Source organism: Nocardia sp. NPDC055321 (assembly GCF_053645575.1).
Map to the genome: position 1 here is coordinate 256901 of NZ_JBSHMS010000005.1, position 13789 is coordinate 270689.

A 13789-nucleotide genomic window follows, 5' to 3' on the forward strand; every position below is an offset into this window, starting at 1 on the left:
ACGAGGGTTCATGTCCATCGCCACCGTCACTGCCCTATCGGCAGTGGTTCTCGCCGGCTACAGCCTGATCTTCGATACCGACAAGGAGATGCGTTCCTATTGCGCGTTGATGCCCGACGCGATCGGGCTCTACGTCGGCAATCACGTCACATTGTCCGGTGTGCCGGTGGGCAGCGTAAGTGGAATCGAGCCGGTGGGGGAGAAGGTCCGCGTCGATTTCGAGGTCGACGCGGCTCATCCGCTGCGCGGGCAGGCCGGTGCGACGACCGTTTCGCACACCCTCGTCGCGGACCGGGATCTCGAGGTCCTGAGCGAACACGGTGGCGCCGAATGGGATTCGCGGACCTGCCTGACCCGCACGCTGACCCCGAAAAGCATGACCCAAACCATTAACGCGCTGGGCAAGCTCGCCGACGAACTCGGCGGAGGCACAGACCCTGCTCAGTCCGGTCAAGTCCGCCAAGCGATCTCGGCGCTCGATGCCGCCACCACCGGAACCGGGCCGCGCATCAACCAGCTCATCAAACAACTCGGTGTCGCTTTGAGCTCACCCGACGCCGCGATCGGGCATATCGGAGAACTGATCGATGCGCTGAGCTCGCTGGCGCACAGTGCCTCCACCGGGTGGGGCGACATCAAAGCGCTACTGCTCCCGTTCTCGGACACCCTGGAATTTGTCAACGAGAAGATGTGGGTTCCGATCACCGAGATCGTCGATTCGCTGCGAGTACTGATACCGCTGCTCAACGACATCACCACCACTTTCGGTGCGCCGATCCGGGAGGTCCTGGACGCGAGCGTTCCTGCCCTGCGGCTACTCGCGGCCAATGTCGGCTCGCTGCAAAGCATCGTCGGGATGATCCCGCCGATTGCAGGCGCCTTCGATCGGAGCATCGATCCCGGCACCGGTCGCCCCGTCCTGACCTATGCGCTCCCGCGGCTATCTCTTCCACCAGGGCAGGCAGAGAGCGTGTGCGCTGCGATCAACGCCCTCACGCCCGGGCGCTGCTCCTCGGCCGCGGACGGACTCGCCGGACTTGCTCTCATTCCCCTCGTTCTCGGACTGGCAGGTAATCCATGAACCGCCGACTCGCACGTTCCGCGCTGATCGCCTCCGCGGCCCTTCTGTTTGGCGGCTGTGCGTTTGATCCGTCGTCGATTCCGTTGCCCGGCACGACCGTGTCGGGGCCGACGTACCGGATCCACATCGAATTCGCGAATGTCCTCAACCTGCCTGCTCGCGCGAAGATCGCGTCGAACGGTGTGCAGATTGGGATACTGCACAGCCTCACCTTGCATGACCCCTCGCCGACTCGCGAAGCCTTTGTCGTCGCCGCGGTCGATATCGAGGAATCGGTCCGGCTTCCCACGAATGTGACCGCCCAGTTGCGGCAGGCCACCGTCCTGGGCGACACGTACATCGCGCTCAGCACTGCCCCGCCCGCGAGCGCCGGAACCTTGCAGCCCGATGCCACGATCCCGCTACAGCAGACCCGGCCCGCGCCTCAGATCGAAGACGCGATGGCCAGCATCGCGACCTTCGTCGGTGGCGGCGCGATCAACCAAGCCCAGGACATCGTCAATCGCGTGAATGTGGTTCTGCCACAGCAGCCCTCCGAAACCGCGCGCATATCCACCGCGCTGGGCGCGAATTTCATCGACGTCGCGGCGAACCTCGATCAGGTTGATGCGTTCCTGGACGGATTGCAGGCCGACACCGGTGTCGTTCTCGACACCGGGCCCGAGCTCGCGGCGCTGCTCACCGATGCCGGCGCCGCGCAAGCTCTCGCTTCGACGAACTCACTGGTCGCGACGCTGGGAATGTTCGGTGCACTCGGTCAAGTCGCGCATTCGCTCGAGTGGCTCACCCCGCTCGTCACCGCGGGCGATGCGGCAGCGAAAGCGTTTGTGCCACTAGCTTTCACCAACCATCCACTGGATCTGAACGCCCCGTCGAACCTGAACGCTTTGGTTGCATTGCTGCGGGACAAAGTGATCCCGTTCTCCGAGCGCCCTGCTGTCAACATCGTCTCCGTCGACCTCGGTGTCTCCAAGGACGATCAGATCGACCGAATCCTGGAGACACTGCGCATGGTCGGAGCGGTCCGATGAAGGGCGCTGTGGCTCGCTTGCGGCCGATCAAGCCGACCTCGGCGCTGACGATCACTTCGATCCTGGTGATCCTGACCGCCGGAATCGGTCATCTCACCTTCGGAGTTGCGCGCGTCGACTGGTTCACCGACTACACGCACGCCACCATGCAGCTCACCAACTCCGGTGGCCTCAGCCCCCATTCGCCGATACTGCTCACCGGAGTGAAGGTCGGTGAAATCACCTCGGTAGAGACCACCTCAGTCGGCGTTCAGGTCGAGTTGCGTATCGACGACCACTACCGGATCCCCACCGCCAGCACCGTGACCATCGAGAACCTCTCGGCGCTCGGCGAACCGTACGTCCATTTCCGGCCAGCCACTTCCCGAGGCCCGTTCCTCACCGACGGCCAGCGTATTGACACCGCCACAATCCAGATGCCGCTGTCGATCCCCGATGTCGCGCGCACAGTCACCAATCTGATGAACCAACTTCACCCCGAAGCCATTACCTCGCTGGTGCATACGGTGAGCTCCGGGCTGTCCGGACTCGACACCGTCATGCCTGCCCTGTCCCGATCCACAAACCTGCTCGCCGCGACCATACTGAGCCGGACCCCCGAAATACGCGGTCTGCTAACCGATTTGCAGGCCATCGGATCCGACATGCAATGGACCGGTCCCTCCCTGAATGCGGCCGGCCCTCGCTGGGGCAAGTTCGGAGTACGCGTCAGCGAAGTCGTCGACGCCATCGCCCGGTTCGCCGTCATCGGCAACGTCCCGGACGACTACACGACCGGCGATGGCGTCATCCCGTTCTTGAACAAACTCACCACCTACATCGACGAAGTCGGCCCCGACATCAAACAACTGGCGCCGGTCATCCAGCCGCTCGCCGCAACCACCACCGCGGCGATCCCGCCGATCGACTTGAGCAGCCTGATAGCCCAGGCATTGAACGCGACATCCGCAGACGGAGCCGTTCACCTGCAGATCAACGTGAAATAGCTCCGAGCTGTACTGGGGCGCAACAAGGTTGGAGCACAACATGGCAGCAGAGAAGACCATTTCGTTCCACAGGTCCACCGGTATCCTCGGGATGCTCATCGCTGGATTGATAGTGACATCCTGCGTTCTCGGTGGGTTTCTGTGGTCCGCCCGCAGTGAGTTGAACAGCCAAAACGACCGCACCGCCGACGAGCGGCGTGCCGAACAGGTTGCCACCGACTACGCCGTCGGCGCCTCGAGCATCAACTACCAAGACGTCGATCCCTGGCTGGTAAAGCTCAAAGCCAATACAGCGCCACAGCTGGCCAATAAGTTCGATGCCACCGCGCCGAAGCTGCAACAGCTCCTGGTACCTCTGAAATGGACCTCGACGAGTTCGGCGATCGACGCCGCGGTCGCCTCCGAAACCAACGGAATCTACAAGGTCAACGTCTTCCTCAACGTCACCTCGACGAGTGCGCAAACTCCGGACAGCACGCAAACGACTGTCACCTACACCGTCACCGTGGACAAGAACTCTTCGTGGCAGATCACCGACGTCGGCGGCATGGAAGGTGCCCTTCCTTCACGCTGATCAACGAAATATGCAATGGCCCAGCACATGTCACAGCACCTGAGGTATTCGATGAGACTTTTTCCATTCGCCGGCAATGCACACCGCACTCGCGACATCGATGCTGTGGTCACGGGCGCAGGCAGCGGCATCGGGCGCGCGTTCGCTCTGGAATTGGCTCGCCGCGGCTGCCGAGTCGTCTGCTCGGACATTGACACGCGCCGCGCCGAAGACACCGCCGCATTCATCACCCTCGCGGGCGGCCGCGCACTTGCACACCCCTGCGATGTATCGAACCTGGATGCGGTCGTCGACCTGGCCGACGCCGCCGAACGATGGTTCGACAATCCCACCGCACTGGTGATCAACAACGCCGGAATCGGTACCGGCGGAACACCTATCGGCGAAACACCGCTATCAGACTGGCACCACACTCTGAACATCAACCTGTGGGGCGTCATCCATGGTTGCCACACCTTCGTCCCCCGCCTCCACGAACTCGGCACCGGCGGCATCATCAACGTAGGGTCCGCCGCGAGCTTCGCCGCTGGCCCACGGATGGCCGCCTACAACGTCAGCAAGGCCGGCGTACTCGCCCTGTCGGAGACCCTCGCCGCAGAACTCAGCGGCACCGGCATCACAGTCACCGCGGTGTGCCCGACTCTGGTCAAGACCAGGATCAACGAAAACCCTGCCATCGCAGCGGGATCCGCCGAGCTGGCGGCGACCTTGATGAAGTGGATCGGGATGTCTCCAGCGAAGGTAGCGCGCATAGCCCTTGACGGCCACGATCGCGGGCAGTTGTACGTCCTCCCGCAACTCGATGCGAGAGTTGTTTGGGGAGCGAAACGGCTCGTACCGGTCACTTACGCTCGTACTCTCGGGCTGGTCGAGCGTGCTGGCCGTTAGGCTTCGCCTGGAGCAGGTACTGACCGGGCCGCGCCCCGTGGAGGACGTCCCTGTCCTCCTATCATCGTTGAGTGACCCTTCTTCTGACCGCTGTGGCTCGGAATCATGCGTTTCACGCAAGCGATCAACTTGTGACGTACGGACGCGGCGGCGTGGTTGTTGAGCACGATAGGCGGGCGAACAAGACGATCGTCATCGTCGGTTCTGATTGCTGGCTCGTACTGGGGTACACAGGAGTGGCATACCTCGACGGTCGCCCAACGGATCAGTTCATTGCTGAGGCCGTGTCTGGTGTCAGCGATCTTTCGCATGGCGGGTTTCTGATGCGGGGGCGTGACCAGCTTCTATCGATCCATTTCGAGGAGATCGGTCGACGGATTGTCGAGGGCGTGGACGCTGCCTTCAAGCGGCTGCCTTCGGCCGCTCAGAAGCACAAACTGATTCTGATAGGTTCCGGGCTCCAGTTCACCAAGCCGACGTGGCGGCACATCACCTTCCAGGTTGAATTCAACAAGAATGGGTGGGACAGCGTAGGAGACCCCGGGCGGAGACCATCGTGGAATGCCTACGCGCTGAACGCCGCCGGTGATAGACACGAACCAATTATCGAGCGGGCCCGGGAGCGGATCAAAGCGGAGGGAGACGAGTCGCCGGAGCGATTCCGGTCGATCATGGTTGATGCTGTGCGGGAAACGGGCGCGATTTCAAAACTGGTGGGTGAGAACGTTGTGTCGGTGATTCTCGCGCCCGAGGAGCCGGAGATCGGGATCTACTTCCACCTATCAGGGGCCGGGCCCGCAGTCGAGTCCCCGAGCGACGATCCCGATAAACTCCTTCCACCGCCTGCGGTCTACACGCCCTTCGTGCTCCTGCCGTCGGCAGTGTTCAGTCCGTCGATCGCAAGCGTCGGTACTTTTCGAGGAGACGGGTTGACGCTCAAATTCTATGGACCCCCTACCTCCGTTGGAGGCGGGTTCCTTCACGGCTACGACCGCCAGCCTCCACCAGGAGTGCGGCGCGGCCGACCGTAGAGCCGCGTTAACGCAGGGCCGCCTGTTTTGGTGGCTGGGGGCTCATTCGTTCCGCGCGGGTACGGTGTTTGGGCCGAGGGCGAGCTTGGAGATGTTGTCGGCGAGTGTTTGGGCACGACCGGCTGCGATCTTTTGGTACCGCATGGCGGCCTGTGGTGTCTTATGCCGGAGGCGTTCCATAACCTCCGGCAGTGTGCCGCCTGCCTGCGCCGCGACAGTGCCACCCGTGTGCCGGAGCTCCGCGGGACGGAATCCTTTGCGGCCGATTTGGGCGCAGGCTTTCGTGAAGATGCGGCGGTAGATCCACTCGCGCATGGTGGCACCGTTGTCTGGGTCCGGGAACAGAAGAGAATCCGGCTTGTTGTCGACATGCTCCGCTAAGTGAGCACGGATCGCGGAGCGAATGTGCTGGGGGACAACAACTTCGCCGGTCGATCCGGCTTTGGGGCGGTCGACCACTATTTGGCGTTCACGATAGGTCGCAGCGTGGGAGACGGACATGATGGAGCAGTCGGCGTTGAAGTTCCGGCGCCTCAGTTCGAACGTTTCCGATGGGCGAAGCCCGCACCAGGCCGCGAGTAACACCGATGCTCGGAGCTCGGCAGGCATGGCGTTGGCCAGTGCTGAGATTTCCTGAGGCTGAAGGACCGTCGCGTCGTGCGCGGGTTGGATCGCGGTGGCGCCTTTGATCCGACAGGGGTTCTTGTCGATGAGGCCGTCGTCCGCGGCGACGTTCATGACCATGCGGATGACTTCGTACGCGCGTGCCCGCGCGGTGGGAACGTCACTGGCTGCCTTGGTCTCGGGCTTGGCCTTCCGGCCCGTGGTGCGGATCCGCGACACTCCGACATACCAGTCGCGCACCATTTCAAGAGTGATGTCGGTGATCGGGGTTTGCTCGAAGGTCGGATTCAAGTGTGTGCGCAGCAGGTAGCGGTAGGAGTCCTTGGTTCTACGAGCCAAGGGCTTGCCCTGCCGTGAGACCCGTGTATCGATGACTTTCTCCGCGAACTCTCCGAACAGGATCGCGTCGGCGATCTCGGCCGGCTCGGGGGAGCGCGCGTTCAGGGGCTTCCAGATGTCAAGGTCAATGAGTCGGCGTTCGTCCGCAAGCCATCCTTCCGCGCGGGCCTTGGTATCGAAGGTGTTCTCGGCGTTGTGCAGTTGCAGATCCGGTCCGAGGTATCCGGCCTGGAATCTCCCGGACGGGAGCTTGCGGATGCGGCCGAAGTCTCGCCGCGGGGCGCGAGCTTTGGGCTTCTTCGCTGCCGGTGACATGGTCCCTCCGTGTCCTGATCCTGTGCGATGCGCGTGCAATATACGTGCAATAGCGTAGCCCAAACCTGCCTACGTGTACCTACCTCTGCAATGTTGTGCGACACCTATATGTGCTGTTCAGGGCCATATTCTACCGATAGCGATCAGATTCGCGAACCTTATTCTCGCTGGTTCGATCCCAGCTGGGACCACAGATAAAAGGCTGGTCAGACACGGTTTCGTGGCTGGCCAGCCTTTTTCGTGCCAGATACGTGCACTAGCGAACCGCATGTTGCGCGTGTCGAGGCTCGTCAAGGTGCGACCACCACCGCGAAGGTCGGCCCGGCGCCGCGATAGGTGTCGAACCAGGGCGGCGAGGGTTCGCACCAGTTCGCTTCCGGTCTGAGTCTGGAGCGAGTCCCGGGGTTCTAGCCGGATCCAGCGGGGTTGTGGACGTACGAGAAGAAGCGAGCATCCACCTGTGGCAGTCGGATTTCGCGGCGAATTGCGAAGATGAACTTCTCGAACACCTCACGCGCCGCCGTTCGTGCTTGCTGCCACTCCGCGACATCAAGGTGTTGCTCGCCGACGCGGTAAAACAGGCGGGTCACCTCGGCGTCCAGGTCGGCTGCCACAGTGACCACGTCGGGTGATCCGTATAGCCAGACAGCCGTGTAGGCGCTGTCCCAGCCTTGATACACGCTCTGGCGAATCTCGTCGATTCGGTCCGTGTAACCCACGGCGGCCGGATTGGTAAGTGCCAACGCCCGCAGCATTTCGCATACCAGCTGGAACTGTTCAGCCAGGGCGCGGTAGCCGGCCGCCCGCTGATCTCGTTGCCAGCGCACCGATTCGGTCCGCGTATCCCAGAATCGACCGATCACGATCCCCGCCATCGCAAATGACGCTGCCAGAAGCGCAGTTCCCATATCATCCGACGGTACAACGGCTGTGGAAACCGACCGCCCCGAAAAGCTGTATGACGCAGTGCTATTCGACGATGAAACGGGACGGCAGAGCTAGGGACGATCGTTGTATGCCGTAGTGTCGGCAACAATCGATTGATCATGGAAGCGACGCGGTATCGGTTGCGGACCAGAGTGTCGTACCCTGCCTGAAGTCGCGGGCGTGGGAGACAGGTGCGAAAGCGAACGCGCCTCAGGACGATCGACCACCCGAACCGTCTCGCCAGCGTGTGGATGCTCTCTTCGTCTTGCTGCCACGCCGCGTCTGAGACCTCGCGTCGAAGTACTTCACCTCGGCTACCACCCATCGGGCAGGGCATCGAACCCATGTAGCTGTCAGCAAGTCGGATGCCCTCTTCTCCCAGCTGGGCTGATGCTGGTTCGGGGACCGATCGCGGCAGACGGTTCGCGAAAGTTGTTCCTGGTGAGGGAATCTGAGCGTCATGTCATAGGTGGGTGAGACACTGTCATCCGTTAGCGCAACAGTCCTGTAGCGTCGTGCTACCCCGGTCGAATGGCGACATGACACGCTTCTTTCTTGGCGCACCTGTGCGCGAGCCCGGTGAGGCCCGCTTCTTCCGGCGGCTTCGTGCTGATCTGGAGGCCCGCGGCGTAGTAGCGATCGTACTGGCCAATTTTATCGCCGACCCTGAGCGACTGTCTCGCCAGGTGGACTGCGTTATCTGGACCAGGCACCGCCTCGTTCATGTGGAGTTGAAGACCTGGGACACGCGGTCGCCTCTCGATGGGCCGGCGAACGGGCATTGGACGCAGCATCTACCTGGTGGACAGTCTCGTACGGTAAGCAATGCATCGCGGCAAGCGCTCGATACGACGTTCGCCATCAGTGATCACCTGCGGCGAATCGCCCGTGCGGCAGAGCTTCCCATGCCGCAGTCGGCGTTTTTCCGTCATATCGATACCGTCGTTTGCTTTCAGCCACACATCCCACGAGCGTCCCGCATACAGCCGCTCGGGCATGTCTCGATGTGCTCCTATGCCGAGCTGCTCGACAGGCTCGAACTCAATGGTGTCTGTCCGCCGGGCTGGAACGCTGCTGAGATGGAGGTCGTTGCCCAAAGTTTGGGACTCTATGCCGAGCAACAGAATCGCGACGAGGCCAACGCCACTGTGGCGGACGTGAATGCCCTGGCAAGTTATCGTAGCGGGCTCTATGCGGATCTGGAGCGCGACTTGCATGGTCTGGTGCCGTTACGCATGTGCGACGAGTCCGGACACAATATCAGCGCGGTCGATGTTCTTGGCGAATGCATAGCTGCGGGGGACGTGGTCACCGTGAGCGGAGCCAGTGGTACTGGGAAAACTCACGCCGTGCGGCACGCGGTGCTTCAACGAACGCGTATCGATGCTGTGCCGGTGTGGCTCTCGTGTCGGGATTACGAGGGTGACACTTTCAGCGTCGCGATGGCGAAGGCGGTCGCACGATTTACCTCTCATCGGTGGAACGACTTGTTCATTTGGGCGCAGCGCCACGGTCAGGTTCCCGTCGTTGTTCTAGACGGCCTCGGGGAATGCACTGCTGATCAGCAAAGGATGCTGCTCGAAGGTGTGCGTGCCTATCGGAACCTCCATCCCTGCGCGGTGGTTGTCACTGATCAGCATCAGCCGCCGATCGAGAGTTCTCGGCAATTGATCAGTCAGATTCCTGACGAGCGTGAACGGCATCTCCTACTTGAGTCGTACGGTGCGCCGCAACTGCACGGCACTGAGGGGTTCACTACCGCGTGGGAGCTTGCGATGGCATCTCAATGCGCGAGCGAGCTTGCCCCCGATGCCGGGCCGGTCGATGTCGTCGACACCTACCTGCGGCGTCTGAGTGGCTCTGAGGTTGAACGTGATCAACTGCGGGCGTTGGCGGTGACAATGCACAAAGGGATGCGTTTGTCCCTGCACCTCAACCAACTACGATCGGCCACCTTCGCCGAGTTAGGGCGGTCTGTGACTGCCAGCGAAGTCGATATTCTGCTGCGCAGCAAGCTGTTACGGGTTGGTCCCCAACGTGTGTCCTTCACGCATGAGAGCCTGGCGCGTTTCCTGGCTGCGCAGCATCTGACCTATGCTGCGAACGATGGACACGCGTTGGGCGAGGCGTTGCACTTGGCCTCACTGACCGACCTGAGTGACCTGGTATTCGAGATTGAACCTGACCCTGCACGGCGTGTGGAGGCGCTGGTCGCCAGCCATCGAGCAGACCTGCTCGCGAAAGCCGCTTGCGGTGGCTATGGTCCGGCGACTGAACTGCGCGTGCTCGGCGAGATTCGACGTGTGCTGAGCACACTGACCGCGGTCACCACTGCGGCGAGCTTCTTTCTCAAGCACGACACGGATAGGTCTGCCATGTTCGGTGGCCACTGGGAGCGGCCGCCGATCGATGCGACGCAAACGGCGCTCCTGCAAGCGGCAGGTCGGTGTTTGTTCGAAGGTGTTTTGGTTCAAGAAGTTTGCGCGTTGCTGGATACGACTGATTCCGTTGTTGCCGAAGCCATCATAGCCTTGGAACGCGACGGCGTTACCGACCCAATCTCGCCCGTCGTGGCTCGCACCTGTACCCCTGGACTGTCCCTCGCGGGAGGCATAGGTGCATCGAGCGAGACACTGGTGGTGGGAGACTTGCCGGGAACCATCGTGTTGCGCTCGCTGTACGGGGTGCGTCATCAGATGTGGGGTCGCTCGGACCAGTCGGCGCGTGCGTGTCTGCTTCGATTCGCTACTTCGGCGCCACCTCGCTGGTGCCGCTTGTCGGCTGCGCTAATTGTTCTGAACCCGGTCAGCGAGCAGGACTCGGAGATCCTGCCAGATCTTTTCTCCGATGCCTGGACCGTCGGTGGTTATCACTTGCGACTGGAGGCGCTGGAGGCGGCAGGCTCGGGTGCTCGCCGGGCCGACGATGAGTCGGCGCGGAGGCGCTTGCTCGAGCTGCTCGAAGAGATAGATACTCGCGGCAACTGGGCTTTGTCGAGCTTGCGTGTGGAGGCGCTGGCTGCGTGTGGTGCGATCGAGCCGATCGGCACCGAGGAGGATATCCTGGCGGAGATTGACAGTGTCCTGAACGATCCCGACAATCCTGATGCCAGCGGCTTGGCTCGATCGATCCTGTGTCGGCAGTTCGAGGACGAGGCGATTTTCGGTCCGGTGTCGGAAGTGATCGGGTCGCTCCCACCGCGGCAGTTGATACAACTGTGCGCAGTTGCTCTGGCTAATGAGGATTCTCTCGGTTCGATCATGCGGGACTGGGCCGTTGCGCGAATTGCGGACCATATTGACGTTGCCGAGCCTGCGCACGTGCAGCTGATCGCGCATATCGTTGCGAGCCCGCCGAGTGATTGCGCTGTCTCGCATGAGGGCGTACGCGCACATCTGGAAGCGATGAGAGGATGGGCGGTGATCGAGGATAGCCTTCCTGCTTCCACATCAGCAGCCGATGACCACATTGCCCGCACATGGCGCCTGATCGATGAGCTCATCTTCCCATTGCTCGTCGGGGCTGAGGCTGGCCCCGATCCAGAGGTGTGGCGCCAATTGCAAGGTGAATTTCGCTCTACTGCCGTCGACGCATTGCTGCGACTGCACACCGCGCAGAGCTGGTCCAGAAACGGCCGCACGTCTGCCTATCAGATGCTGGAGCGGGTGTATCCACTTGAGCTCCAAGCACTGTTTGAATGGGCGCTGGACCATTGGGTGGAGTTGAATTCTGCTGTGGGTAAACACATGCAGAGTTCACGTCGCGGGTTGTTGTATGCACTGAGCACGATCGGGGATGACCGAACTCGTGCTGTGATCGAGCGGCATCTTGAGGATACCGAGATTGCGTCGGATGTAGTGGACGCGTTGCGTCAGATCGAGTCGCGCCGAATATAGCGCCACTGGTTGATCACGGAGCTGCGTGCGAATACTGCACCCGTGCAGATGATCTCGGCATCTTCGGCTCGCAAGGAGTTCTCACTCCTCGAATAATGTTGTGCGACGATCCTGACCGCCCACTTCGCCAGCGAGTTACAGGTAAGGGGTGCGACGATCATCGCGTCGGCCGCCGGCAGCAGTCCGGGCTGCTCGAACTCCGCGTACTCGCTGTACACGGGGTGGCCGGTTTTGACGGTGAGAGCGTCGACATCGATGAACCGCTTGCCATCCGGCGAGGCGATGACGCAGACGTCCCAGCCGTCGGCCTGAGCGATGGCGACGAGCTTGCCGACGTCGCGTGCGGGCGGTGAGCCGGTTACGAGGGCGTACAGGACCGGGGCGCCGTGCTCGTTCATGTGTCCATGGTCTCAGCTGCAGATGCCGCACCAGGGGGCAAAGCCCGCACGGCCTGAAACGCGGTCACTCCGCTTCAATGGCCGATGCGGCACAGCTTCTCGATCGAAATCGTTGCGGCGCAGTGCAAATCGTGAGGATTGTCTGTGCTGAACTCTTCTATCATTGTTCCTATGGTCAAAGTGGGAATGACCGTCGGGCTGGCGTTCGTCGGCTATCTGGCCACGTACTTGAACAGCCTTCGCATGGGTCAGCGGCAGGCTCGCCTGACGCGAATCAACCAGCAGCTGAGCGAGTTCTACGGCCCCCTCCTTGCGCTGATGGAGGCGAATCAACGCACGTTCGACGCCTTTCACGCCGGTTTCGCACTGGCGGATGGCCGTTGCCCCATCTGTGACGTGGATGTGCCCGCCGAGCAGGATCTGGCTGAGTGGCGATCGTGGGCGACAACCGTGTTCATACCCAACATCAAAGCGATGCGCGAAGTCGTCGTCACCAAAGCAGATCTTCTTCTCGAGTCCGAGATGCCCCCCGTTCTGCTCGAGCTCTGTGCTCACGTGTCCGGGTACGAAGTCGCGCTCGCTCGTTGGTCGGAAGGCGACCTGGGAAGCTATGCCTCGAACATCAAGTTCCCGGCACAGGAGTTACACGACTACACAAGGGACCGCTTCGCTCGCTTGAAGCTCGAGCAAACGAGACTCCTCGGCAGACAATCAATTTCGGTCAGGCCCTCTCGAGCACAGTAATCCGCAGCCGCTAGAGCGTCGAATTTAGACGCCCGTCGAGCCACGAATGGATGTCATCAAGCGCCGCCTGCGCTATCCGAGTCGGGTGGCCCGTGAACCCGTGGGGTGAGCCAGGATAGACGCGGAGATCCACCTCCGTCCCGGACGCCGACAATCGTGCAGCCATGGCCAGATTGTCGTGAAGCAGGATGTCGCCGTCTCCGACGACCATGAGGACCGGCGGCAGGCCGGACAGGTCGGCGTAGATCGGTGAGATGTCCGGGTGCGTGCGATCCGGAGCCGACCCGGCGTAGGCCGCGAGGAAGTATTCGTCGGCGATCAGGCGTCCGGCCGGCGTCTGGGCGCTCAGGTCGTAGGTCCCGAACTGCAGTACGGCGCCGGTGAATTCGCTTACCCCGCGATCGCGCAGGCGCAGCAGAGTCGTCATCGCGAGTGTCGAACCGGCAGAGAACCCGCCGACGGCGAGCTTCGTCGTGCCGAAGCGGTCCTGCGTGTTCTCGACAAGCCAGAGTGCGGCGGTCTCGCAATCGTCCGGAGCGGCCGGCCAGGGATGTTCGGGGGCGAGGCGATAGTCCACGCTGACAACCGCGACGTCGAGGGCATCGGCGAGGCGGCGGTTGGCTACGTCGCTGCCGGCGGCCGAACCCATGTAGAAGCCGCCGCCGTGGAGTTCCAGGAACACGCCTTTCGGCGCGGCGTTCACCGGAGTGTGGATCCGCACCGGGACGGTGCGTCCGTTTGCGGTGGCGAGCCCCTCCGCAGGCGGCGGACTCGCGACGGCAGGCTTGGCGGCGCCGGCCCGCATCGCGCGCAGCTCCTCCACGCCATTGGGACCTCTTCCGGCGGTGCGCTTTTCGTAGAACGAGCGTGAGTCGTCAACCAGAGGCAGGAGGCGAGGATTGATCAGATTGGCGAGTCCGAGGTCCATGGATGATCACCGTACGGATCGCCAGTC

The 13789-nt window shown here is 62.2% G+C and carries 12 protein-coding genes; 8 read left to right on the plus strand and 4 right to left on the minus strand.

Annotation, left to right across the window (positions count from 1 at the left end):
* Positions 1 to 10 precede the first annotated feature (10 nt).
* The 6 genes from ACWIGI_RS10330 to ACWIGI_RS10355 all read left to right on the plus strand — a co-directional run bounded on the left by ACWIGI_RS10330 (position 11) and on the right by ACWIGI_RS10355 (position 5591).
* Entirely contained in the window at positions 11 to 1081 is a 1071-nt protein-coding gene (locus tag ACWIGI_RS10330) for an MlaD family protein (protein ID WP_454202052.1), read from the plus strand.
* Entirely contained in the window at positions 1078 to 2112 is a 1035-nt protein-coding gene (locus ACWIGI_RS10335; RefSeq protein ID WP_454202053.1) for an MlaD family protein, read from the plus strand. Before ACWIGI_RS10330 ends, ACWIGI_RS10335 begins: the two co-directional genes overlap by 4 nt.
* Entirely contained in the window at positions 2109 to 3098 is a 990-nt protein-coding gene (locus tag ACWIGI_RS10340; RefSeq protein ID WP_454202054.1) for an MlaD family protein, read from the plus strand. The genes ACWIGI_RS10335 and ACWIGI_RS10340 overlap by 4 nt, the downstream gene beginning before the upstream one ends.
* Positions 3099 to 3138: 40 nt before the next feature.
* The gene (locus ACWIGI_RS10345; RefSeq protein WP_454202055.1) at positions 3139 to 3672 is read left to right on the plus strand and encodes a hypothetical protein; all 534 of its coding nucleotides are present in this window, start codon (positions 3139 to 3141) and stop codon (positions 3670 to 3672) included.
* A 51-nt stretch (positions 3673 to 3723) separates the two neighbouring features.
* Positions 3724 to 4560, plus strand: a complete 837-nt coding sequence (locus ACWIGI_RS10350) for an SDR family NAD(P)-dependent oxidoreductase (RefSeq protein ID WP_454202269.1) — start codon at positions 3724 to 3726, stop codon at positions 4558 to 4560.
* Between the two features lie 71 nt (positions 4561 to 4631).
* Positions 4632 to 5591, plus strand: a complete 960-nt coding sequence (locus ACWIGI_RS10355) for a hypothetical protein (RefSeq protein ID WP_454202056.1) — start codon at positions 4632 to 4634, stop codon at positions 5589 to 5591.
* 42 nt (positions 5592 to 5633) lie between these two features.
* Here ACWIGI_RS10355 and ACWIGI_RS10360 read toward each other — a convergent pair whose 3' ends face one another.
* Positions 5634 to 6869 carry a site-specific integrase gene (locus ACWIGI_RS10360; protein WP_454202057.1) on the minus strand — a complete coding sequence of 412 codons (1236 nt, stop codon included), beginning with the start codon at positions 6867 to 6869 and terminating at the stop codon, positions 5634 to 5636.
* Between the two features lie 407 nt (positions 6870 to 7276).
* Positions 7277 to 7777 carry a hypothetical protein gene (locus ACWIGI_RS10365; RefSeq protein WP_454202058.1) on the minus strand — a complete coding sequence of 167 codons (501 nt, stop codon included), beginning with the start codon at positions 7775 to 7777 and terminating at the stop codon, positions 7277 to 7279.
* Between the two features lie 558 nt (positions 7778 to 8335).
* Between ACWIGI_RS10365 and ACWIGI_RS10370 the strand changes: the two genes are divergently transcribed.
* Positions 8336 to 11692 (plus strand): NERD domain-containing protein, encoded by a 3357-nt coding sequence (locus ACWIGI_RS10370; RefSeq protein WP_454202059.1) that lies wholly within the window; start codon positions 8336 to 8338, stop codon positions 11690 to 11692.
* Here ACWIGI_RS10370 and ACWIGI_RS10375 read toward each other — a convergent pair.
* Entirely contained in the window at positions 11668 to 12090 is a 423-nt protein-coding gene (locus tag ACWIGI_RS10375; RefSeq protein WP_454202060.1) for a flavoprotein, read from the minus strand. The two genes, ACWIGI_RS10370 and ACWIGI_RS10375, sit on opposite strands and share 25 nt — an antisense overlap.
* A 171-nt stretch (positions 12091 to 12261) precedes the next feature.
* Here ACWIGI_RS10375 and ACWIGI_RS10380 point away from each other — a divergent pair, with 171 nt between their 5' ends.
* Positions 12262 to 12834, plus strand: coding sequence for a hypothetical protein (locus ACWIGI_RS10380; RefSeq protein WP_454202061.1), 573 nt, complete (start codon positions 12262 to 12264; stop codon positions 12832 to 12834).
* Between the two features lie 10 nt (positions 12835 to 12844).
* Here ACWIGI_RS10380 and ACWIGI_RS10385 read toward each other — a convergent pair whose 3' ends face one another.
* Positions 12845 to 13762 carry an alpha/beta hydrolase gene (locus ACWIGI_RS10385; RefSeq protein WP_454202062.1) on the minus strand — a complete coding sequence of 306 codons (918 nt, stop codon included), beginning with the start codon at positions 13760 to 13762 and terminating at the stop codon, positions 12845 to 12847.
* Between the last annotated feature and the right edge of the window lie 27 nt (positions 13763 to 13789).